Genomic DNA, 22467 nt, shown 5'->3' with positions numbered 1-22467 from the left:
AGGAACCCGCGATGAAGCCGTTCGACATTCCCGCTGAGCCCCGTATCACCGAGATGGCGTGGCCCACCCGCATCGTCCTGGGTGCCGGCGCGCTCCAGCGACTGCCCGCCCAGGCGCAGCGCTTGAACATGAAGCGCCCGCTCCTGGTGACGGACGCGGGCGTGGTGAAGGCGGGGCTCGCCTCCCGCGTGCTCGAAGTCCTGAAGACGGCGGGCCTGGAGTGCGCCGTCTTCGACGGCGTGGAACCCAATCCCACCGAGAAGGATGTCTTCGCCGGCCTGGAGGCCTATCGCCACCACAAGTGCGACGGGCTCATCGCGCTGGGCGGCGGCAGCGCGCTGGACGCGGGCAAACTGGTGCAATTGCTCACCACCCACGAGCCTCCGCTCAGTCGCTACGACGACGCGAAGGGCGGCGACCAGTACGTGAAGGACGACCTGCCTCCGCTCATCGCCATCCCGACGACGGCGGGCACGGGCTCGGAGGTGGGTCGCTCGGGCGTGGTGACGCTGGCGGACACGGGCCGCAAGACGGTCATCTTCAGCCCGGCCCTGCTGCCTCGCGCCGCCATCGTCGACCCGGAGCTGACGGTGGGGCTTCCTCCTGGCGTCACCGCGGCCACCGGCATGGATGCCTTCACGCATTGCCTGGAGGCGTACCTGGCCAATGGCTTCCACCCGCTGGCGGACGCGGTGGCCATCGACGGAATCCAGCGCGTGAGTCGCTCGCTGGTGACGGCGGTGCGCGAGGGCAAGGACCTGGCGGCGCGCACGGACATGATGATCGCCGCGATGCAGGGTGCGATGGCCTTCCAGAAGGGCCTGGGCGCGTGCCACGCGCTGGCGCATGCGCTGACGCCCATCTCCGGCGTGCACCATGGCCTGGCCAACGCGGTCGTGCTGCCGGTGGTGATGGAGTTCAACCGCGCCTCCAGCACGACGCGACTGGCGCGTGTGGCCGTGGCGATGGGTGACACCACCAACGCCCGGGAGGACGTGCTCGCGAGCAACGCCATCGACCGGGTGCGCAAGCTCAACGCGGCCATCGGCATCCCCGCGCGGCTCCGCGACGTGGGCGTCAAGGAAGAGGACCTGTCGAGAATCGCCGACAAGGCCTTCCTGGACGCCTCGCACCTGAGCAACCCGTGCAAGGTGGTGGAGGCCGACCTGCTGGCCATGGCCCGCGAGGCCTGGTGACACCACGTCGTCCCGGGGGAGGCGAGCGCCTCCCTCGGGGATGACGGACTCAGGTGCCGTCGTCCGAGGCCGCGGGCAGGGCGCCGGTGGTTCCGCCGTCTCCGATGACCGTGGCGCCCATGTCCGTGGCGTTCGCGGAGCCGGGGCCCCCGTCGTTGACCTCACCGTGCGAGCCCACCACCGCGCCGGTCATCTCCGCGGTGGCTTCCTCGGGCGAGAAGTCCAACGTCTCCACGTAGACGCGTCCGGGCAGGCGCAGGTCCATCGCGTTGATGCGGTCCTGTCCGCGCAAGTCATAGAGCTGCTGCGCGACGGGGCCCGCGGGGATGCGGTCGTCGGAGAAGAAGATGTAGACCTTCACCTTTCCTTCCTGCGTGGGGACGCGGAAGCTGGTGTTGGCGATGGGCTTGTTCGCGTCGCAGCGGATGGAGCGGTTCTCCCGCGTCAGCGTGAGCTGGCGGATGACCCCCTTCTGCGACACCGTGTAGAGCATGCAGTAGGGGAGCTGCCCGGCGGAGGGAATGACCTCCATCGTCGCGGGTCCCGTCTTGCGAACCTGCGCGCGTGTGGGCCGGTCGTCCTTGCCGCCGTTCTGACAACCCGCGCACAGCGCCGCCACCGTGAGCAACGTACTCCAGCGCTTCATGTGTCCCTCCTGAGGGGCGTGGAAGAACGACCGTCAGCGCCGCTCAGCCTACTTCGAGCCTCGTGCTTCGGGGAGGCCATGCCGTTCGCTCGTACACCCTCCAGCGGACGCAACGACCGCCAGTTCACATCCTCGCTCCTGGCTCGCCAGCGTGCGTTCAGGCTCAAGGCCCACGCAGCTTGCGCAGTGCGTCGAGTGCCTCCTGGAGACCGACGGCGAGGAAGAGGAGCAGGGTGGCGACGAGCGCGGCGTTGGTGAGCCAGCCGTTGCGCAGGGCGCCCACCCAGGCGCGTCGGTTGTTCATCCACAGCAGGGTGGCGGCGAGCAGCGGCATGAACAGCGCGCCGACGATGGCGTATGCGAGCTGCGCGCGCTGGAGCGGTGCCCAGAGCATGGGCAGCGGGACGATGGCGAGCGCCACCAGGTACAGCCGCCACGCGCGAGTCTTGCGCAGGTCCACCGGTGGCCCCGGCTCGCGCTTGCGGTGGATGCGCAGGAAGTCCGCGAAGAGGTAGGGAATGCCTTCCCAGACGCCCAGCAGGCTGGAGAAGACCGCGCCCCAGAAACCCGCGAGGAACACCCAGTAGCCGGCGGGGCCGATGACCGCTTCCAGTCGGGTGGCGAGAAGTGACGCCACCTTCAGCCCGCTGCCCTCCAGGCGCAGCGTCGAGCCGATGATGACCATGGCCGCGCCGAACATCCCCGTGAGCGCGTAGCCCACGGCGAGGTCCGCCTGACAGGTCTTCAAGCCTTGAGGGCCCTCGCGGCCCTTCTCTCGAATCCAGTAGCCATACGAGAGCATCGTCACCGTGCCGCCCACGCCGCCCAGGAGGCCCAGCACCCACACGGTGCCCTTGTCGGGCAGGGAGGGAATCACGAGCCCGCGTGCGGCGGCGGCCCAGTCCGGTTGCGAACCCACGGCGGCGAAGAGGACCGCGCCGAACATCAGCGCGATGCAGGCCGCCATCAGCTTCTCGAAGAGGCGGAAACCTCCGAGCCCGACGAGTGCCAGCCCGACGAGCGAGTGGACCACGCCCCAGATGCGTCGGGACGTCTCCGGGTCTCCACCGAGTGGCCACAACGCATCTCCCGCCGCGCCGCACGCGGAGATGAGCGCGCCGCCCGTGAAGAAGCTCCAGCCGAGCAGGTAGACGAAGAAGACGTTGCGCAGGCCCGGGCCCAGCCGCGCCCAACCCTCCAGCACGGTGGTGCCGGTGGCGAGCTGCCAGCGCGCGACGCCCTCGTTGAGGAACCCCTTGAGCACCGAGCCCACGACGGCGGCCCAGAGGATGGCCACTCCCACCGCGGAGCCTCCCAGGCTGGCGGTGAGCAGGTCTCCCGCGCCCACGCCCGTGGCGGCGACGAGGATGCCGGGCCCGAAGCGAGTCATCAGCCCGGGCCTGGCGGAGGCGAGGGACTGCGCGGAGGGCGGGGCCGGGCTTTCCATGGGCCCGAAAGGCTACCACCCCCACTCGAGCGACACGTCGACCAAGCCAGTGCGGCCCGAGAGGGGAAGGCTCGTGTCACTTCCGGCGCCGGGCTCCTCGGGCCGGCCGGTCCGTGTGTTCGCGCGGGGCGCTCGCTCCTCAGTCGAGGGCCGGAAGTGCCGCCTCGATGAGGTCCGCGGCGCGCCTCACGCCTCCTTCGTCTCTCAGCTCGTCACGGACCGCCGCCACTCGCCGCGCGATGTTCTCGTCCGTGGTGATGTGGCGGAGTGCTTCGCGCAGCGCTTCCGCGGTGGCCTTCTCCGTGTCGAGTCGCACGCCGACACCCAGCTCGACGATGCGGTCCGCGTTGGTGAACTGGTCCGTGGCCTGGGGCACGGCAATCATGGGCGTTCCGCACCAAAGCGCTTCCTGCGTGCTGCCCATGCCCGCGTGGGTGATGAAGGCGTCCGACTGCTTCACCACCGAGAGCTGCGGTATCCACGGATGCACCTCGAAGTTGCGGGGAATCTCCCCGAGCTCGGCGCGCTCGACGTGCCGGCCGATGTTCAGCACCACGTGCCAGCCGGGCAGGTCTCCGAAGGCCGCCATGCAGTGGCGATAGAAGGCCGGCTGGTTCGTGAAGGTGGAGCCGAGCGAGATGAGCAGCACCTTCTCGACGCCCTCGGGCCGCATCCACGTGCCCTGCTGGGGACGCTCGTCGAAGCAGGGGCCCACGAAGGTGTAGCGCTTCGTGTCCACGCGGTCCGCTTGCGGTTGCATCGCCCGGGGGATGAGCACGAGCGAGCGCGGTGGCAGCCCCACGAAGAGCGTGGACTCCGTCTGGGCCACGCCGCACTCCGTGAGCCATGAGGAGAACCGCTGGAAGTACTCGGCGCCACCGGGAGCCGCTCGCAGCGACTCCATCATCGGCGCCATCTCCTCGGTGTAGCCCTCCCACGCGACGAAGGTGGGCGAGAGGGAGATTGCCGGCCGCCCCCAGTTCTCCGCGAGGATGCGCGCGACATAGCCCGCGATGTCGTAGAGGAAGAGGTCCGGCTTGTCCTGCCCGTAGACGGCGCGGAGCCTCGGGAGCAGGGCGATGGCGTCGTCGAGGAACACAGCGAGCTGACCGATGGTGTCCTCCGGCCAGCTCCGGTCCGCGACGCCTTCGCGCGGCAGCGTCGACGGGTAGGGCACCAGCTCCGCCCCTGTCTCGACGATGCGCTCCGCGAAGGACGCGTCATTCGCGTAGGTGACGCGGTGGCCTCGTGTCACCAGCTCCCGGATGACCTCCAGGCTCGGATTCACGTGGCCGTGGGCGGGAATGCTGACCATGGCGATATGGGCGCGACGACGCATGGCGTCCTCCTGAGGGCAGGAATGGAGACGATACGGACCGTCTCGCCATGGCCACCATGGAGATGCCGGGCGTCCTTGTCAAGACGAGACGTTGCGTGTCGTCGGAGTCCCGCTAGCCTGCCGGGCGATGAGTGACGCGAAGAAGCCCGATGAGTCCCGCCGCAGCGGGCGTTCGCACCAGGCCATCCTGAAGGCGGTGGTCGAGCTGGTGGGAGAGATGGGCTACTCGCGGCTGACCATTGAAGCCATCGCGGCCCGCGCGGGCGTGGGCAAGCAGACCATCTACCGGTGGTGGCCCAACAAGGGCGCGCTGGTGCTGGACGCCTTCGCCGCGCTGGCGGGCGGAGCGGTGGCCCTGCCTGACACCGGAGACGTCTCGGTGGACCTGAAGACGGTGCTGCGCGCCACCGTCGTCGAGCTGTGCGAGCCGCGCTTCGAGGTGCCCTCCCGCGCGCTCACCGCCGAGTCGCAGATGGACCCGGTGCTCGCACGGCAGTTCGTGGACACGCTCCTGCGCCCTAATCTGGAGGTGACGAAGGAGCGGCTGCGGGCCGCGCAGCGGGCGGGACAGGTCGCGTCAGGCGTGGACCTGGACGTCGCCGTCGAGCTGTTGTTCGGCCCGCTGTTCCACCGCTGGCTGCTGCGCACCGCGCCGCTCACGCGCGAGTACGCGGACACGGTGGTGGACTACGCGCTGGCGGCCCTGCGCCCCCCGAGTCCTTCGTCGGGGAGCGCGGGCTGACGCTCGCTCACGGCATGTCGGGGCTCATCCCCGGGCACTTGCCGGGCTGCATCTGGTCCGCCGTCTTGTGGACCTCGCCGCTGAGCTGCTTCTGCTTCTTCGGGTCCATCGCGGTGTAGACGATGACGACGCCATCCGGCGTGTCCTGGACGCTGGCGCTGGAGGGCATCGTCGGCGCGCCCGCCATGCCGGAGCCACCCATGCCGGTGTCGTCCAGGCCGTCCTGCTCCTCCAGCGGGCTGTCACCCAAGTCCTCGTGCTGGGCCTCCTGCATGGGCGTCTCCTGCTGCGCGCGCTGGGTGCTCTCCGCCTGCTCGTGGAGCATGGCGCGGCTGCGCTGCTGAAGCTCCGCCACCTGCGTCGGCTCCGGCGTGCTGATGATGAGCGCCACGCCCTCGGGCACGTCCTGGGCCCGGGCCACCGCGCCCGAGACGGACATGGGGCAGTTGGCCGCGGAGGCGCTCTTGTGGTGCTTGTCGTGGTGCTTGCCATCCGGCGGGGGCGGCTGCGGCCCCATGTCGGGAGGCACTGCCGCCGCGGTGGCCGGTGGCGGCGGCGCCTCGGGCGGCGGCTGGGTGCTGGCCTGCGGCTCGGCGCCCTGGGATTGCGAGCCCCGCTTGGAGCAGCCGATGGAGAAGCAGAGCGCCGCGGACACGGCGAGAATCGACGGAAGCCTGGACAGATGCATGTGGAAATCCCCCCGGGCGTGAGCCCTTCTCGCCGAAGGTGGGCGGGAGGCCGGGCGTCTGCAATGCGACCGCGACCATGGCCGCCCGGTGGCCCCGCCCGGCGGACGGTGGTGTCTATCCAGGGGGAGACGCGTCTGGACTGTCGGGCGGAGTCTCGTGATGACTCGCCAACCCGGCGCGGGCGCGCCCTGCTCCCGCCGTTCATTGCCAGACACGATTTCTTCCGAGCCGACATCCAAAACCATGGGCCCCTACGTCAACACCTGAGTGCGTGCCGCGGGCCCTCCTGGCCGGAAGACTGGGGCGCCATGAAAGGTTTGGAATGAGAAGGCTCGCGGTGCTCGACCTGGATGGGACGCTGACGCCGGACACCCTCGGCGTGTTGCTGGTGAGGGAGCTGTTGGCGCGAGGCGTCTGTGAGCCCGAATTGGGGCGGGAGTTCATGTCCAATGTGGAGCGACACCACGCCGGCTGCCCGGACTTCTACACGTCCCTGGCGGAGGTCTACCAAAGCCTGGGCCGCGCGGCCGCGGGGGTGACGGTCTCCACCGTGGAGCGCGCGGCGGAGGATGTCTGGGCTCGAGCCCGGGGCCGGCTGTTCGGCTTCGTGCGTCCCCTTGTGCGGATGTTGAAGTCGAACGGGTTCCTGATGGCCCTCATCTCCGGGGGGCCCATCGAGCTGGTCCACCTGGTGGCCTACGAGCTGGGCATCGATGTCTATCGCGCCGCCGTCCTGGACATCCGGAACAGTCGCTACACCGGGCGCGTGCTCCAGGGCCCGGGGCTGCTGGGAGGCAAGCCGAGCATCCTCCGCGAACTGGAGGTGCTGCACCACGTCCGTCTGGCGGACTCGCTCGCCATGGGCAACTCCGCTTCCGACGCGGAGGTCTTCCGGCTGGTGGGGCTGCCCGTGGCCTTCGAGCCTTCCGAAGAGCTGGCGGACCTCGCGGCGCGCCATGGATGGCGGGTGGTGGACCGGCACGACGTGCTGCGAGTCCTTCCGCCCCTGCTCGCACGGGGCGCGGAAGGGGAGGACTCACACGCGGCCCGGTGAAGGTGACGCGGGGCGCCTGCCGCACGGCGTTGATGGGTTTCGAAATCGCTGTCGCAGCAGCTCACCGTGACTCGGGCCTGACGTAGACGACCACCTGCGGCGTCTCGTCCAGGTACAGGCCCGTCGCCGGCGTGCGCGTGCCGAAGGCCTGCCACGTCTGGAACTCGTACTCGCGAAACTCCTGGTGGTACTGGTACGCGACGATGTCCGCGTCGAAGGGACTGCCCACCGCGCGCAAGTCCGGCCGGAGCATGCCGTTGCGCTGGTAGTCGCGGAACGAGCCCCCGTGCACCTCATGCAGGAACAGCCGCGCGCCCGGCTTCGCGTGCTCGTTGATCCACGGCAGCACGCCGGTGACGTGGCTGGACCAGAACTGGCGCTGCATGCCCAACGTCGCCGCGCCCGCAGCGCCTCCCGCCAGCTCAGAGTAGGCCGCCGTCCCGTAGGGGAACACGCGCGCCGAGTACACCAGCGCGGGCGCCAGGAGCAGCGCGAACACGCCCGTCACCACGGCGACACCCGGCAGCGAGGGCCAGCGCTCCTTGAGTCGCTCCACCAGCGCCGCGCAGCCTCGCGACACCGCCTGTCCGGCTAGCAGTCCCAGGAACACCATGGACGGGAACCAGTGCTTCACCCCGCCGAAGTGGGGCACCTGGGGGTGGCTGATGATGAGGATGGACGTCACCGCGTTCACCCCGACGAGCGCCTCCGCCATCGTCGGGGGGCGCACCCAGGCGCGTGTCCGCTCGAGCTGCCCCAGCACCACGCGCGCCGCCAGCGCGACGAAGCCCGTCACCATGGGCGCGAAGAGGCTGGTGGGCACCGTGAGGGCCGTCTTCACCACCACGTAGGACAGGGGGAAGGGAGGCTCGCGCAAGAGCGTGCCCAGATAGAACCACGCGTAGTGGTTGTGCTTCGCGTGGAACGCCAGGTACCACGCGGTGCGGTCCACCGGCTGGTGCCAGAGGTAGGGCCAGTGCAGATAGAAGATGACGGGGCCGAGCACCGCCATCGCCGCCACCGGGACCAGCGCCCGCGTCACCGGCGCGCTCACCTTCTCCATCCCCTTGAGCGTCCACGCGCCGCCCGCCGCGAGGCTGACGAAGAGCAGCGTGTGGGGACTGAGCAGCAGGAACTTCTGCTGGAAGCCCTCTCCGCCACCCAGTGACAGGACGAGGAGCCCGTAGAACACCGCCACCGCGGAGAACACGCCCACGAAGCGCAGGAGCCACCCGCGCGCCTCGGGCGCACTCTCGCTCGCCGTCCAGGCCCGCCACAGCGCGAAGGGCGTCAGCACGAAGGGCAGGAACAGCGCGTTGTGCTTGGTGGCCAGCGCAAGTCCGAAGGCCACGCCACAGGCCACTCCCCACCGCGTGTCCTCCAACGCCCGCCAGAAGCAGTACACGACGAGCAGCCACAGCGCGGCCACGGGCAAATCGAAGCACGCCAGCTCCGCGTTGAAGTACTGGCGCGGCACCAGCATGAAGGCGAACGCGGCGAACAGTCCGGCGGTGCGTCCATACAGCGCGCTGCCAAACAGGAAGCTCAGCGCGGGCACCATCGCCGCCAGGGCGAAGGCCGGCAGCCGGAACGCCGTGGCCGAGCGCATCCACCCCAGCGTGTCGTGGAAGAGCAGGTGGCTCAGCCCGAACAGCGTCTTCATCAGCGCGGGGTGCTCGTGGTTGTAGTCCCACGCGCGGACGATGGCCGCGTCCGTCAGCGCCTTCGCCGGCGAATGGAAGAGCTGCCGGAACCAGCTCGCGTAGCCCTCCGCCGCGGCGAAGTAGACGCTCTCGTCGCGCGTGTAGCCCACCGCGGACTCCGTCAGCCACAGCGCCACGAAGGCGAGCGCCCACAGCGCCCACGCCACGTATTTCTCGTCCCGGGTGGCGGGCCTGCCCATCATCCCTTCACCCCCACCGCCGGCTCCACCGCCAGCACGTCCAGGCACACCGCACGCCGGTCCGGATTCTGTGAGCGGACCCACACCTTCACCGTGCGCGCCTCGCCCGGAGGCAGATGGACCTCCGACTTCTTCACGCCCTCCTGGCCCGGCGCTATCGCCACTTCCATCAGCCGCGCGCCACTGGCCGCGTCGTCCACGCCCAGCACGGCCGGCGTCAGCTGCGCGTCCCGGGGGAAGGCGTACTCGAAGATGATGCCGCCCTCCAACCGCAGGCCCACGTCGCCGGGCACACCGTCGAACTCCGCGACGAGGCGCCGCGCTCCACCCGGCGCGGGCATCCACAAGCAGCGGCGCGGCTCATAGAGGATTTCGTGCCACTCCCGCGCGACGTACACGTTGCCCGGCCCTGGGCAGCGGTGCGCCGTGCCGTCGAAGGGACAGGGCTGGCGCGCACCGTCGTCGGACTCCAGATACACCCGCGCGCGAGACACGAGGTCCGCGGCATCGAAGCGGCGAGGCCGGTGGCGACCATTCTCGTAGAGGGCCAGCGACAGCGGCCCCTCGTGCGTGGCGGTTCCCACGGCGCGGCGCTCCGGCAGGAAGCTCGCGAGGAAGGCGTCCTCGTCCGAGCGCGGCAGCTCCGGCTGGCCCAGCACCCAGACGCGCGGATGCGCGGAGAGGTCATCCCGGTCCGAGCCCAGGTAGCCGTAGACGGGCAGCGACGGCGGGAGGAAGAGGCGGGCGCGCTCCGCCCACCAGGGGAACAGGAGGACGGCGTCACCAGGACGGGCCTCCGCCTGGAGCCGCTCCGCCACCGCGCGGTAGCTCGCCTCGGAGGGGAGCTTGCCCGGCAGTCGCAGGTGGAAGAGCAGCGCCAGGAGCGCGACCAGCAAGAGGCCCCCCAGCTCCAGGAGGGGCAGCGCGCGTGCGGTGCTAGGACTTCGCAAGGCGAATCTTCTGCTCGCTCTTTTCCCGGCAGAAGGTGCAGAAGATGGGCTCGCCCGAGTTGAACGACGGCGTCCAGGGCGGGTACATCGAGCACCGCGGGTCCAGGCAGTGGTGCAGCTCCCAGAGGTGGCCGAGCTGGTGGAGCGCCTGGCGGGCCACCGGCTTGAAGCTGGCCTCCAAATCTTTGTGGGGTTGCAGGGTGATGACCGCGCGGTCCTTGCCCTGGCGCGAGAAGCCCGGAGTGGGGGCCACGCCGCTGGGCAGCTCGCGCTCCTTCAGCTTGCGCGATGTCAGCAGCAGCACCTTGTCATCCTGGTAGGCGCGAATGCCCTTCACCTGGTCCAGCAGCTTCTCGGCGTCGAGCGGCTCGCCGAGCCCGGGAGGAATCTCCGCGCTGCCGGAGTGCTCGCTGCCCACGCCGAACGCCGTGTAGAGCGTGCTCTTGAGCTTGGCGAGCGGCTTTTCCTCGAAGGGGTCCAGCGTCACGATGCGAATCACGGGGCGTCACCTCGGCGCAAAGGGCCCTCGGAGGGGGGCCATGAGCACCGCCCCCGGGACTCGGGTGTCGACTGTCAGTCCTCGCCACCCTCGGCGGGCTTCGCCTTGGGAGGACGGCCACGCTTCTTGGGCGCGGCGGGCTCGGCGCCCTCCGCCTCGGGCGGCTTGGCCTTGGGCGGACGGCCGCGCTTCTTGGGCGCGGCGGGCTCGGCGCCAGGAGGAGGCGCCTCCGGCTTCGGCTTGGGCGGACGGCCGCGCTTCTTCGGAGCGGCGGGCTCGGCGCCCTCGGCCTCCTCGGGCTTGGCCTTGGGCGGACGGCCGCGCTTCTTGGGGGCGTCTTCGTCGGAGGACTTCTCCTCGGACTCCTCGCCCTCTTCCTCGGAGTTCTCCTCTTCGGCGGGCTCGGCCGGCGCCTCCTCCTCGGAGGGCAGGTCCAGGTCTCCGTCGAGCCCCAGCAGGTCGCCGTCCAGACCCAGGTCGTCTTCCTCTCCGCGCGCGAACTCGGCGGCGGTGCGCTTGGGGCGCTCGCGGCCGGGCGGGAAGAGGACGATGTCGATGGCGTCTTCGGCGTTGACCTCGGCGGTGCCGAGCGCGGCGGCGACTTCCGACACCAGGAGGTGCCGGGCATTGTCGTACAGCTCACGCTCCTTGGTCGGCAGGGGCCGCAGCTCGCTGAGGATCTGCAGGTCCTTCACGACTTCGGCCAGGCCCAGGATGCCGCCTTGGGTCATCCGTTCCAGGTTGGTGCGAGCGCGCTGCTTCCAGTCCAGGTCGGCCTTGTCGCCGTCCGAGCGCAGGAAGGCGAAGACGCTCTTCACGTCCTCGGCATTGGCGACCTTGCGCACGCCGATGGCCACGACCTTGGCCTCGGGCACCATGACCACGGCGCCGTCTTCCTCCCGGCGCATCGTGACGAAGACGAGGCTCTGTCCCGCCACTACTTTCGTGTCGATGGCGGTGACGCGGCAGACACCCTGATTCGGATAGACGACCCGGTCGCCGACCGCCAGCTGGTTGAGTGACGCGGACCCTTCAGGCATGTCCCCCTCACGGGCAGATGGACGTCAAAGGAGGTCCGGGCTTAGCACCGGTTCGCGTTCGACGCCACGAGATTACCGGTGAACCGACGCCGTGCGTTCGCCCGTTCGCTGTGCCTCCAAAAGGATGCCCAGAAGCTCCTTCTGCCGTGCGTCCAGCGCCGCCTCCACCTGCGCCTGCGTCGGCCCTGCTTCCGTGCTCCCTGGCCGCGCATCCACGCGACCGGACAGCCCCACCGTCCCCAGCACCACCGCACCTACGACGGCCACCGCCATCAGCTTCAACATGTTGAGCCCTCCTTGTCGCCCAGGGTAGGGGGAGGGCCCGGAGGATCAACTTTTCGGCGACAGGTCGCTGCACGGCTGTAGCAACCCGTCAACGCGTGGGGCGCTCGTTGCGTCGCTCGGGCTGCGCGGTGGGGATGACCTCCAGGAGCAGGGTGCCGGTGTTGTCCGCCAGGTTGTCGTCCGGGAAGGCGAGCTGGAGCCAGGACGCGCCCCTCAACCGGGATGGCTGCCCCACTTCCAGCAGCGCCAGGCCGCTGGGCGAGCCGTCGGGGCCCTGGTCCGTGCCCACCAGGCCGAGCACCCGTCCCACGGGACCGCCGCCCAGGCCCCGCGTCCGGGCGGGCTCGGCGGTGTAGCGCAGCACCACTTCGTACGTGGTGCCCGGGTCCAACGCATGGAGGACGAAGCGGTCCGCGCGCGAGAGCTTCACCGCGTGGTGGCGCGCGTCCAGGCGGAACGGCGGATGGGTGGGTCCGCCCAGCTCCCGCACGCGCACCTGGAGCCCGCCCCGGTTGTCCTCGCGCCGCGCGTCCAGCGCGAAGACATAGAGGACGGTGGCGTGGCGGATGAGCTGCTCGTCGGGACCGAGCAGGCCGAAGGACTCGTGCGCGGGCAGTTCGCTGTCACCCTCCACGAAGTAGCCGGCGTGCTCCACGGCCATCGGTCCCCCCAGGGACATGCGTCCCTCGGTGTGCACCAGGTAGGTGCGGGCCGGGTCCAACGACACGCGCGCGGCGGACGTCAGCGGGACGCGGAAGGCGTGACTCACGGCGGACAGGCGCTGGCCTCCGGGAGCCCAGTCCGCGTCCTGGAGCAGCGGTTCGTGCGGGGCCTTGTCCTCGGCGAGGGCGGCGGCCCCGGAGGAGGGAGTGTTCAGTCGAGGACGGAGCCGCGCGTGGACCGCGAGGGTGTTTCCCCGCTCCGCGCGCACCACCTGGCTCCACGGCACCATGCCGGGAATCTGGACCTCCAGCAGGTGCTCGCTGTCGGCGGGCAGGTGGGTGAGGAGGGCGGGCGTGACGGAGCCCAGCATGCGGCCATCCACCCGGATGGTGGCGCCGGGGGGCGAGGAGCTCAGCTCCACGGAGAAGGTGCCGTTGCGCCCCATCGCCATCACCAGGAGCGCCACGCCCACGGCGGCCAGCACCGGCGCGCCCAGCACCACCGCGCGCGGCAGGCGGAAGCCGCCCGGAGGCCGGGGCGCGGGATGGGGCGGCTCGGTGGGCGCTTCACTCTCCGGGACGGTGGAGGGCTCCGAAGGGCCGGGCACCGCCGGGATGGGCTGGGTGGTGCGCTCTCGGCGGCCCTCTCCGGGCGTCGGAGCGCGAGGGACCGGGATGGACTCGGGCGGCGGAGGCAGGTCGAGCGGAGGCGGCTCGTGGACGGTGCGTCGGTCGGCGGGAGCGCGCGTCCAGCGAGCCATCTGCGCGAGGAACTCGCGCGGCAGGAGCACGGGCCGTCCATCCGCCACCAGCTCCGTCTCGAACAGGTAGCCCATGAAGTGGGCCAGCGCGCTGGAGGAGACGTCGGGCGTGGCGGTGTGCAGGTAGCGGGTGAGGGCCTCGGCGAAGGCCTCGGCGGTGGGGTAGCGCTGGTCGCGCTCCACGGCGAGGGCGGTGAGGAGGATGCGCTCCAGGGCCGGTGGGATGTCCGGCTCCAGCTCGCGGGGGCGCGGAAAGTCGCCCAGCGCGATTTTGCGCATCACGTCCGGGATGGCGCCTTCGAAGGGCAGCCGCCCGCACAGCGTCTCGTACAGGAGCGTGCCCGCCGCGAAGATGTCCGCGCGCGCGTCCAGCTCCCGGCCCCGGGCCTGCTCCGGCGCGAAGTACGCGTACTTGCCCTTGGCCTCTGTCTCGTCGGATTCGTCGCTGGCGCCGTGGCCCGCGAGCCGCGCCCGGGCGATGCCGAAGTCCACCAGCTTCACCTGGCCCTCGAAGCTCAGGAGCACGTTCTGCGGGCTGACGTCGCGGTGGATGATGTGCAGCGGGCGGCCCCGGTCATCCAGGCGGGTGTGGGCGTAGGCCAGTCCCTTGAGCACCTCCACCGTCACCAGCAGGGCCAGCGGTTGGGGTAGGGTGTAGAGCCCCTTCTCGCGGGCCCGTCGCAGCACCCGTGACAGCGGATGCCCGTCCACCCACTCCATCGCGATGAAGTACTGGCCGCCCACTTCGCCGAAGTCGAAGACCTGGGCGATGTTGCCGTGGCTCAGCCCCGCGGCGATGCGCGCCTCGTTGACGAACATGGAGACGAAGGCGCTCTTGTCCGCGTAGCCCGGGAGGATCTTCTTGATGACGACGGGCTTGGTGACCCCCGCCACCGCGGTCATCCGGGCGCGGAAGATCTCCGCCATGCCGCCCGTCGCGATGCGCTCGAGCAACGTGTACTTGCCGAAATCGAGCCCTTCGGACGGGTGCTCCACGTGTCTTCCGGCTCCTCTGGGCGCACCGGGCCGATGTGCTGCCCCTCCACGACTCCAACACGCCTCTCGAAACCTGCGCGAAGCTATCATCAGGGCTCTTGAAACGTTAACACGGGAAAATTCCGTTGACCATGCTTGCTCGGCTCTTTGTCCTGGGTGTTCTACTGGGGGGTTCCGACGTTCTGGCGGCTCCAGCGGTGTTGCTCGCGCCTGTGTTGGGATTGCCAGAGCGCGTCATGTTTCAGGGACGCGTGCTGAAGGAGGCGCCCTCGGACGGAAGCTCGGCGCTGTCGCGCAATGTGCGGCGGTTGGTGGCCCCCAACTGGGAAGGCGCGAAGGTGTCGGTGCGCTTCCAGGGCGTCACCGCCATCGTGACGAGCGGGCATGACGGTGGGTTCGAAGTGACCTTGATGCCGCCCGAGGGAAGCCGCTTCAAGGAAGGCGCCTCCGAAGCGGAGGCGTGGGTGGAGGGCGCCATCGCCAGTGCCCGGGTGGAGGTGCTGCCGGCGACGACGTCGCTGCTGGTGGTCTCCGACTTCGACGACACGGTGGCGGTGACGCAGGTGACGAAGCCGACGAAGCTGGTGCAGACCGCGTTGCTGAAGGACTCCGACACGCAGGAGGTGGTGCCGGGCATGGCCGCGCTCTACGGCTGCATGCGGGGCGTCGGGACGTCGTCGGCGTTCGCGCTGGTGAGCGGCTCGCCGGTTCAGTACCTGCCGCGCGTGCGGGGGTTTTTGGAGCGGCACCAGTTCCCCGCGGGCTTCGGCGTGTACCTGCGGGATTTGGGCCCTTCGTCGCTGTCCAACTACAAGCAGCCCATCATCCGCCGGCTGCTCACGCAGTTCTCGCTGCCCGTCGTGTTGGTGGGGGACTCGGGGGAGAAGGACCCGGAGGTCTACGCGCAGATTCGCGAGGAGTTCCCGGGGCGGGTGAAGGCCGTGTACATCCGCGACGCGGGGCGCACGAAGGACACGAAGCGCTTCCAGGACATGCTGCTGTTCAAGGACGCGCGTGAAGCGGCGGAGCACGCCGTGGGCCTGGGGCTGGCGGACGCGGCCTGTGTGTCGAGCGCGCTGCCGAAGCCCGCGCTGCCTGCCACGGCGGGTCCGTCGACTCCATGATGTTCGTTCGGTGGGGCGCGGAGGCGCGGGGCCGATGGCGACTCTCGTGGCTTCGCCTCGCGACCTGGCGTTGCCTCGACACGCGGATGCGAAGCGCGTCCCTGGCGCTTCGAGGCTTCGTGGTGGTGCTGTGTCCGCTGCTCGCGGCGGTGGGCTGTCGCGAGGAGAAGGCCGCGGAGCCGCTGCAGTCGCTGAAGCCCGAGCCATTGCCCTCGCTCTCCACGGGAGCAAGCCAAGCGCCCGAGGACGGAGGGCCGACTGTTCCACGCGATGCGCCCGGGTCCGTGCCCGTGTATGGCGAAGCGCTTCCGTCCAACGCGCTGCGATTGTCGCTCGCGGGTGAGCAGGTGCGGCTCGGCTCGGAGGCGTTCGAGCCCGCGCGTCCGGAGTCCCTCGCGCGGCTCGCGGAGCGGGTGAAGGGGCGTGAGGTCCTGCTGGTGCCGGACGCCGACACGTTCCTGGCGCAGGTGTCCGAGTTGCTCGCGATGCTGCGGGACTCCGCCAAGGCGGTGTGGCTGGCGCATCCAGACGCGCCAGTGGCGTATCCGCTCGTCTTGCGCGACGAGGACGGTTTCCGCGCGTGGCTGGCGGAGGTGGCGCCGGGAAAGCTGCGCATCATCCAGCGCGCGGACGGCTTCGAGTTGAGCACCAGCGTGGGCAAGCTCCCCGGGCCCGATGCGAATGGCCCCTCGGTGCCGGTGCGTGAGGGGCGTCAGGACCTGGCGATGCTGCGGCACGGGCTGCGACTGCTCGAGGGACGCTTCAAGCAGTCCGAGGACATCTGCCTCGTGCCTTCGTTCGGCACCGAAGTCTCACAGGCCGCGCGGGCGCTCGGAGCCGTGTACACGGCCCCGGGCGAGCCCTTGTTCGACACCCTGTGCCTCGTCTTCCCGACGCCGCCCCACGTCAGGGACGCGGGCTGACGTTCAGGGCTCGAAGTTGAACAGGAACAGGTCCGACCAGCCGTTCGCGGTCCACGTGTTCGGGCCCACCTTGAGCGTGTCGTGGAAGAGGCCGAGGACCGCGGCGCGGCCATCCTTGGAGACAGCGACGGAAGCCGCGTCGAGACCCGGCGAGCTGCGGTCCAGGCCGCTGGGGAAGCTCTGCACCCAGCGGCGCTGGCCCTGGAGGCGGTCGAACTTCGCGACGTAGACGTTGGCGGCGCTCGACGGATTGCCGGCCAGCGGGCCCAGGATGCCCAGGTCCGAGCTGCCCGCCTGATAGCCCCCGACGACGGTGACGCCGTCGCGCTCGTCCATGGCGACGCTCTCGATATCGAAGCCGAAGTTCCACGCCCAGCGCTCCTCGCCATCAAGAGTCCAGGCGGCGACGAACGCGTCCTGGTCGATGCCCAGGTTGCCGGTGGAGGCGTGGGACTGCCCCGCGAAGGTGAAGGAGTTGGCGTACGTGCCAACCATCACCACGCGGTTGCCGTGGGCGGCCACGCCATAGGCGAAGCCCAGCGCGCCGAGCAGTCGACGACGCCAGCGCGGCTGACCGCTGGGGGAGAGGCTGACGAGGTAGGGCTCCGCGATGCTGGTGGTGCCATAGGCGTCTCCGCCCACGTAGAAGTTGCCCTCGCTGTCGACGGCGGCGGCGCGCGCGAGGCTCTGGAACGCATTCACGTCGACGAAGCTCCACAGCCTCACGCCCTCCGGGCTGTGCTTGTAGAAGGCGAACCGGGGGCTGGCATCTCTGACGACGTAGCCGCCGATGCCGATGTTGCCGTCGCGGTCCGTCACCAGCGTCTGCACCCAGATGTCCGAGCTGGGGATGGGGCGCAGCCAGAGCAGTCGGCCATTGGCGTCGAGCTTCACCAACTGGAAGCCTTCGCTGAACAGGCTGCTGCCAGGACTGACGCCGATGGCCTCGACGATGATGACGATGTTGCCCTGCGCATCCACCGCATGACGAAAGGCGTAGAGCCCGCTGATGACGCGGATGACGCTCGGCTTGCCGGCGGCATCATGGCGGATGAGCGCGACGGCCTGGTCCGTCGGACCTCCGGGGGCTTGGATGGGGCCCGCGCCCACGTTGATGCTGCCGGTGAAGTTGACGAAGGACACGAATCCGCCGTCCTTGGAGGAGGCAATCCGTCCGCTCTCTTCGCCGGGTCCGCTGAGCTGATGGGCCCACGACAGGCCTCCCACGAGCGGCTCGGCGGCAATCGCCCGTGCGCCGCTCGCGATGACGCCCATGACGCACAGCCACGACAACACCTGCGTTCTCATCCGCATGACAGCTCCCCATTCACAGGAGCGGAAAGGGGCCCCTGTTTGAAGTGAGGACGCATGGGTGGTCACTGTGAATGGCGAGGGCCCGAACTGGCGGACGCAACTGTCCCTCACGGCACAATCACGCGGGAATGACGGCGGGGCAGCCACCTCCCCGCGGGGTTCTTCGCGCGGGGGAGGGTGCCTGAGCGTCGATGTCTCCGTGGACACGCGCGTGGCGCCGGTGGGCGGTATGCCCATGCCGGGGAATGAGCAACCAACCGAGGCGTCGGGTGTCAGCGGAACGGTGTTCGTTTCCGGCTACCCGAAAGCCTCGCGGGAGGATTGCCGCGAGCCATCGCGGCGCGGAGCTTCAATCCTGGTGCCCTCCTCACCGCCTCGCTTTCGATGACGTCTCAACGGCGCGGGGTGTGGACTGGCGCGCTCGCCATGTCGACACCGGCCCCGTTTCGAATCGTGTCAGTCCATGCGGACCGGGCTGGTGGCCCGGTCTCCTCTCGGAGGTCAATCCATGCGGAATCGACCGATGTGGTGGTGTGGCGTGGTGATGATGGCGGCCCTGGTGCCGACGGGGGCCTGGGCCTTCGCTGAAGACGTGTGCTACCCGCTGGGCGCGGGGACGGTGGCGAACTGCACGAACCTGCCGTCGAGCTGTTCGCTCCGGGAGCCCACGAGTGCACGGTGCCGGGCCGAGTCCCTGGCCGTCCTGACGAATGCCCCGTCCCAATTCAATGGCGGCCGGAGCGTCGTCCACTCGGATGCCACCTACCTGTTGGCGCGGGCGGTGGGCTTCTCCTTCTCCGATGCGTATTGGATTGCCGCCTACAACGAGGCCACGGACCTGGGCCAGTTCATCCCTCGCGACATCCATGGGCAGCCCGTCCCGGAGGCGGCGGCGCTGACCACCGTCGACATCAGTGGGCTGGTGCGCACCGACCTCAAGACGGGTGGTGTCCTCTACCATTACCTGGCGCCTCGCAGCGGGGGCTCGGCGGTGCCATTCCCAGGAGTGAATGGCCTCAAGCCGGAGGTCAACGACGCGGACACCGAAGGGATGCTCACGCACATCCGTGCCTGGGCGATGGCGGGCACGGGCACCACCGCGCCGTTGTGCACCGCGGGCCTGACGGTGCCGAGTCCGGGCGGGGACCTGTCCACGGGTCCGGCCTGCTACACGGACGACGGTGGCCAGTCCGTGCCGGTGCGAGGGCTCATCGGATTGTTTGGTGTGGCCGCTTCGATTCCCTTCACGCTGGCCACGGGGACGCAGGTGTTGTCCGTGTCTTCCGATGGCAGCACGCCGAACGTGCTCGCCACCGGGTTCGATGCGTGGGTGGGCGGAAGCTCGGCCCATGTGGAGGACGCGCGGCTCGGCATCTATCTGCACGCGCTGGGTGACCGCATCTCCCACCACGTCTGTACGGACCAGGCCGTGGTTGCGGGGCCCAATCCCATCGACGGTGGTTTCCGCGAGGACTTCATCGGCTACGAATGTGGACAGGGGCTCCACGCCTTGCGACACCTGTATGAGATTGGCGTCGACTTCTCCCAGCTCAGTCCCCAGGACCGCACGACCATCGCCGCGCTCTCCGCCGTCTATGACGAGCTGGTGGTTTTCGCTCGCGCGAGAGGGGTGCTCCTCGATGTCGCGACGACGCCCGCCTTCAAGGCCGCGTTGATTGAAGGGCAGCTCCTCCCCGCCCTCCAGACCAAGGATGTGATGTCCCGGCTCAACCAGCTCAGCGCCACCGCCTGTAGCCGGGGGTGGTCGCCGTTCCCGGGTTCGCCGGGCTGCCCGGCGAAATGAGCCGTCACCGACAGCCCTGACACGGCGTGGCCGTTGCGCTCCATGACGAGCGACACCGCGAGCGCTTCACGCGCCGAAGGCACGGTGGGTCCGTGTCCTCGGCGCACGGCGAGGCGGTTCCGCTCAGCGGAATGCTCGGATGTCACCTCGGTGCTCCGGTTCAAGACCGCCTGGCGAAACCGCCCGAGAGAAAAGGGCTGGCCTGCTCGCCACTCCTCCTATGATGCGGCACTTCATAGCTTGCCGAGGATGGGCCGCGTCTCCGCTCGACGGAAAGCAAGGCCCTCCGCGCATCTTGGGAGGTCATCGATGGCCGCAGTCAATGAGCCCGCCGCGTCGAAGGAAATTCCCACCGGAGGGGCCTTCCTCTTCCAGGAGGTCGGCACCTCCCGCTTCGTCACGCCGGAGACCTTCACCGAGGAGCAGCGCCTCTTCTTCCGCACGGCGCTCCAGTTCAGCCGGGAGCAGGTGCTGCCCCAGGCCGCTCGAATCGAGCACAAGGACAACGCGCTGCTGCGCGAGCTGCTGCGCCACGCGGGAGAGCTCGGCCTGCTCAGCGTGGACATCCCGGAAGCCTACGGCGGCACCGGCCTGGACAAGACCACGTCGCTCTTGCTCGCGGAGGCGATGAGCCTCAACGGCTCCTGGTCCGTGACGTTCGGCGCGCACACCGGCATCGGCTCGCTGCCCATCGTCTGGTTCGGCAACGCCGCGCAGAAGGCGAAGTACCTGCCGAAGCTGGGCACCGGCGAGTGGGTGGCGGCGTACGCCCTCACGGAGCAGGGCAGCGGCAGTGACGCGCTGGGCGCGAAGACGAAGGCGGTGCGCTCGCCGGACGGCAAGCACTGGATTCTCAACGGCTCCAAGCTCTACATCACCAACGCGGCCTTCGCGGACGTCTTCATCGTCTTCGCCAAGGTGGATGGCGACAAGTTCACCGGCTTCATCGTGGAGAAGGACACCCCGGGCCTCACGGTGGGGCCCGAGGAGCACAAGATGGGCATCCGTGGCTCGTCCACGTGCCCGCTCTACTTCGAGGACGCGCGAGTCCCGGCGGAGAACCTGCTGGGCGAGGTGGGCAAGGGCCACAAGATTGCCTTCAACATCCTCAACTACGGCCGCTTGAAGCTGGGCGCGGGCGTGCTCGGGGGCATGAAGCTCCAGCTCGGCAACGCGCTGCGCTTCGTGCAGGAGCGCAAGCAGTTCGGCACGCCCATCGTCCGCTTCCCGCTGTCGCGCGAGAAGCTGGCGCGCATGGCCGCGCTCATCTACGCGCTGGAGAGCATGACCTACCGCACCACGGGCCTCGTCGACGCGCGCCTCGCCGCTCGCGACAAGTCCGCCCCCGACTACGAGGGGCATCTCCTGGCCGCAGTGGAGGAGTACGCCATCGAGTCCTCCATCATGAAGGTGTACGGCTCGGAGGCCCTGGGACACGTGGTGGACGACGCGGTGCAACTGCACGGCGGCGCGGGCTACATCGAGGAGTACCCCGTCGAGCGCGCCTACCGCGACGCGCGCATCAACCGCATCTTCGAGGGCACCAACGAAATCAACCGCATGCTCATCACCGGCATGCTCCTCAAGCGCGCGGTGAAGGGCGACCTGCCGCTGTTCGCCATGGCGGGCAACGTGGCGGAGGAGCTGGCGCGAGGCGAGAAGCCCCAGGCTCGAACGAATGACGCGCTGGCCCCGCAGGAAGTGGCCGCCGAGGTCGCCAAGCGCCTGGCCCTCCACGGCCTGCGCGTGGCGGCGGAGAAGTTCGGCCCGGAGCTGGAGCAGCACCAGGAGGTGCTCGCCGCGCTCTCCGACGTGGTGATGGACGCCTTCGCCCTGGACTCGCTGGTGACGCGCACGCGTCAGGCGGCGGCCGGCGGAGCGTTGGACCCTGTGCGGTTGGCGCTGGTGCGCCTGTTCGCGTTCGACAGCATCCCCCGCTCCTACGACAGGACGCGCCGAGCGCTGTGCGCGACGCTCCAGGGAGACGCGCTGGACACGGAGCTGAAGCGGCTTGCCACGCTGGACCTCTTCACGCCGTACAACCCCGCGGAGCTGCGCGAGACGGTGGTGGCCGCCATCGAGTCCGCCGGCGGCTACCCCTTCACGGAGTAGCGAAGCACCGTCACGGCATCCGCGTCACGGCGTCCATGCCAAAGCTCACCCGCGCCTTCCAGGGCGCGGGGGGCAGTGACTCCAGCGCGAGCAGCGCATCCAGCCGCTGCTGCATCGGCGCTCGCAGCCTGCCGAACGTCGCGCCGAAGCCCGGCGTCGCCTCGGTGGCGTTCTTCCGGGGCACCGACGACGTCCACACCACCTCGCCGTGCAACAGCAGCGAGCCGCCCGTCAGGTCCATCTCCAACAGGAAGGGCGTGCCCACGCGCACGTGGCGGGGCAGGGTGGGCGCCATCACCTCCAGCCCCACGCCGCCGCGGGAGATATCCCGGACGAGGAACGTCGGCGACAGGGGCGTGGCCTCCAGCGCGCGCAGGTGCAGCGGGAGCCGGGGAAAGCGCCGCAGCCCCTCCTGCTCCTGGGCGGCGAAGATCCGCTGGAGCACGGCGTCCAGCGCGGTGCGGTCCTCACTGGCCCCATAGCGCACGGTGACCAGGTAGTTGCGCTCCTCGCGGGGCTCCACCTGCACCACCTCGCCCAGGACCTCCACGGGGCGGGGCAGACCTCCGGCATGCAGCTCGAAAGTGAAGCGAGTCCCCAGCGGGAGACTGCGACGCGTCTGGAGCGTGGCGCCACCTTGACCTACGCTGCGCGTGTATTCCCCCACCAGGGACTGCGGGCTCTTGTAGGCCACCTTCAGTCGCACGTTCGTGTTCACGCGCCCGTCACTCTGCGCTCTTCCCCGAGCCAGCTCAAGTTTGCCCCCTCCCCATGGGTAGGGCGCCGCGATGCGCCAAACACCTGACCTTCCAGGTGTGACGGGTTGTCTGGATGTCGGGAACCCACTGGCGGCGTGTTCCAACCTGTTGCGCTTTCTTGACCCCCCCTAGGGGGCCGCGTATGAATGCCGCCCGGTAGTGGCAAGAAGTGGGAAGGAGTGGAGCTTCATCCCCTGAAGGGCTGAAAAGGTGGATCATCCCC

Annotated in this window: 19 protein-coding genes; 7 read left to right on the top strand and 12 right to left on the bottom strand. The window is 69.8% G+C overall.

Features of this window, described 5'->3' with window-relative positions; genetic code table 11:
• Nucleotides 1-11 precede the first annotated feature (11 nt).
• A complete protein-coding gene (locus G4D83_RS13985; RefSeq protein ID WP_163865241.1) occupies nucleotides 12-1196 on the top strand; it encodes an iron-containing alcohol dehydrogenase in 1185 nt (394 codons plus the stop codon).
• 49 nt (nucleotides 1197-1245) lie between these two features.
• Here G4D83_RS13985 and G4D83_RS13980 read toward each other — a convergent pair whose 3' ends face one another.
• The 3 genes from G4D83_RS13980 to G4D83_RS13970 form a co-directional block, all read right to left on the bottom strand.
• A complete protein-coding gene (locus tag G4D83_RS13980; protein WP_163865240.1) occupies nucleotides 1246-1842 on the bottom strand; it encodes a hypothetical protein in 597 nt (198 codons plus the stop codon).
• Between the two features lie 163 nt (nucleotides 1843-2005).
• Nucleotides 2006-3289: an Nramp family divalent metal transporter gene (locus G4D83_RS13975; protein ID WP_163865239.1), complete on the bottom strand. Its 1284-nt coding sequence runs from the start codon at nucleotides 3287-3289 to the stop codon at nucleotides 2006-2008.
• A gap of 139 nt (nucleotides 3290-3428) precedes the next feature.
• On the bottom strand, nucleotides 3429-4628 hold the full coding sequence (locus G4D83_RS13970; RefSeq protein ID WP_163865238.1) for a macrolide family glycosyltransferase: 1200 nt from the start codon (nucleotides 4626-4628) through the stop codon (nucleotides 3429-3431).
• A gap of 127 nt (nucleotides 4629-4755) precedes the next feature.
• Between G4D83_RS13970 and G4D83_RS13965 the strand changes: the two genes are divergently transcribed.
• Nucleotides 4756-5370 carry a TetR/AcrR family transcriptional regulator gene (locus tag G4D83_RS13965; RefSeq protein WP_163865237.1) on the top strand — a complete coding sequence of 205 codons (615 nt, stop codon included), beginning with the start codon at nucleotides 4756-4758 and terminating at the stop codon, nucleotides 5368-5370.
• A 7-nt stretch (nucleotides 5371-5377) separates the two neighbouring features.
• Here the strand turns inward: G4D83_RS13965 and G4D83_RS13960 are convergent, their stop codons facing one another.
• On the bottom strand, nucleotides 5378-6058 hold the full coding sequence (locus G4D83_RS13960) for a hypothetical protein (protein WP_163865236.1): 681 nt from the start codon (nucleotides 6056-6058) through the stop codon (nucleotides 5378-5380).
• A gap of 323 nt (nucleotides 6059-6381) precedes the next feature.
• On the opposite strand from G4D83_RS13960, the gene G4D83_RS13955 reads away from it, so the two are divergent.
• Nucleotides 6382-7113 carry an HAD family hydrolase gene (locus tag G4D83_RS13955; RefSeq protein ID WP_163865235.1) on the top strand — a complete coding sequence of 244 codons (732 nt, stop codon included), beginning with the start codon at nucleotides 6382-6384 and terminating at the stop codon, nucleotides 7111-7113.
• A gap of 61 nt (nucleotides 7114-7174) precedes the next feature.
• Here the strand turns inward: G4D83_RS13955 and G4D83_RS13950 are convergent, their stop codons facing one another.
• The 6 genes from G4D83_RS13950 to G4D83_RS13925 form a co-directional block, all read right to left on the bottom strand.
• Complete coding sequence (locus tag G4D83_RS13950) at nucleotides 7175-9019, bottom strand: ArnT family glycosyltransferase (RefSeq protein ID WP_163865234.1); 1845 nt, start codon at nucleotides 9017-9019, stop codon at nucleotides 7175-7177.
• Nucleotides 9016-9966 (bottom strand): hypothetical protein, encoded by a 951-nt coding sequence (locus tag G4D83_RS13945; protein WP_163865233.1) that lies wholly within the window; start codon nucleotides 9964-9966, stop codon nucleotides 9016-9018. The genes G4D83_RS13950 and G4D83_RS13945 overlap by 4 nt, the downstream gene beginning before the upstream one ends.
• Nucleotides 9953-10465 carry a zinc metalloprotease gene (locus tag G4D83_RS13940; RefSeq protein WP_163865232.1) on the bottom strand — a complete coding sequence of 171 codons (513 nt, stop codon included), beginning with the start codon at nucleotides 10463-10465 and terminating at the stop codon, nucleotides 9953-9955. Before G4D83_RS13940 ends, G4D83_RS13945 begins: the two co-directional genes overlap by 14 nt.
• A gap of 74 nt (nucleotides 10466-10539) precedes the next feature.
• Nucleotides 10540-11505: a CarD family transcriptional regulator gene (locus G4D83_RS13935; RefSeq protein ID WP_163865231.1), complete on the bottom strand. Its 966-nt coding sequence runs from the start codon at nucleotides 11503-11505 to the stop codon at nucleotides 10540-10542.
• A 72-nt stretch (nucleotides 11506-11577) separates the two neighbouring features.
• Nucleotides 11578-11790, bottom strand: coding sequence for a hypothetical protein (locus tag G4D83_RS13930; RefSeq protein WP_163865230.1), 213 nt, complete (start codon nucleotides 11788-11790; stop codon nucleotides 11578-11580).
• 88 nt (nucleotides 11791-11878) lie between these two features.
• Nucleotides 11879-14209, bottom strand: coding sequence for a serine/threonine-protein kinase (locus G4D83_RS13925; RefSeq protein WP_163865229.1), 2331 nt, complete (start codon nucleotides 14207-14209; stop codon nucleotides 11879-11881).
• Nucleotides 14210-14445: 236 nt separating this feature from the next.
• Between G4D83_RS13925 and G4D83_RS13920 the strand changes: the two genes are divergently transcribed.
• Both G4D83_RS13920 and G4D83_RS13915 read left to right on the top strand, forming a co-directional pair.
• On the top strand, nucleotides 14446-15333 hold the full coding sequence (locus G4D83_RS13920; RefSeq protein WP_240356315.1) for a phosphatase domain-containing protein: 888 nt from the start codon (nucleotides 14446-14448) through the stop codon (nucleotides 15331-15333).
• Between the two features lie 86 nt (nucleotides 15334-15419).
• Entirely contained in the window at nucleotides 15420-16256 is an 837-nt protein-coding gene (locus tag G4D83_RS13915; protein WP_163865227.1) for a hypothetical protein, read from the top strand.
• Nucleotides 16257-16259: 3 nt separating this feature from the next.
• On the opposite strand, the gene G4D83_RS13910 is transcribed toward G4D83_RS13915, so the two are convergent.
• Nucleotides 16260-17570, bottom strand: coding sequence for a hypothetical protein (locus G4D83_RS13910; protein ID WP_163865226.1), 1311 nt, complete (start codon nucleotides 17568-17570; stop codon nucleotides 16260-16262).
• A gap of 508 nt (nucleotides 17571-18078) precedes the next feature.
• Here G4D83_RS13910 and G4D83_RS13905 point away from each other — a divergent pair.
• Together G4D83_RS13905 and G4D83_RS13900 are read left to right on the top strand one after the other, a co-directional pair.
• The gene (locus tag G4D83_RS13905) at nucleotides 18079-19374 is read left to right on the top strand and encodes a hypothetical protein (RefSeq protein WP_163865225.1); all 1296 of its coding nucleotides are present in this window, start codon (nucleotides 18079-18081) and stop codon (nucleotides 19372-19374) included.
• A gap of 309 nt (nucleotides 19375-19683) precedes the next feature.
• Nucleotides 19684-21486 (top strand): acyl-CoA dehydrogenase family protein, encoded by a 1803-nt coding sequence (locus tag G4D83_RS13900; RefSeq protein ID WP_163865224.1) that lies wholly within the window; start codon nucleotides 19684-19686, stop codon nucleotides 21484-21486.
• Nucleotides 21487-21496: 10 nt separating this feature from the next.
• On the opposite strand, the gene G4D83_RS13895 is transcribed toward G4D83_RS13900, so the two are convergent.
• On the bottom strand, nucleotides 21497-22204 hold the full coding sequence (locus G4D83_RS13895; protein ID WP_163865223.1) for a PilZ domain-containing protein: 708 nt from the start codon (nucleotides 22202-22204) through the stop codon (nucleotides 21497-21499).
• Nucleotides 22205-22467: the final 263 nt, after the last annotated feature.

The sequence above is a fragment of the Myxococcus eversor genome, from assembly GCF_010894455.1.
Taxonomy (GTDB): domain Bacteria; phylum Myxococcota; class Myxococcia; order Myxococcales; family Myxococcaceae; genus Myxococcus; species Myxococcus eversor.
The sequence above is the reverse complement of the archived record's forward strand: the minus strand, read 5'-3'. Positions and strand labels throughout refer to the sequence as shown.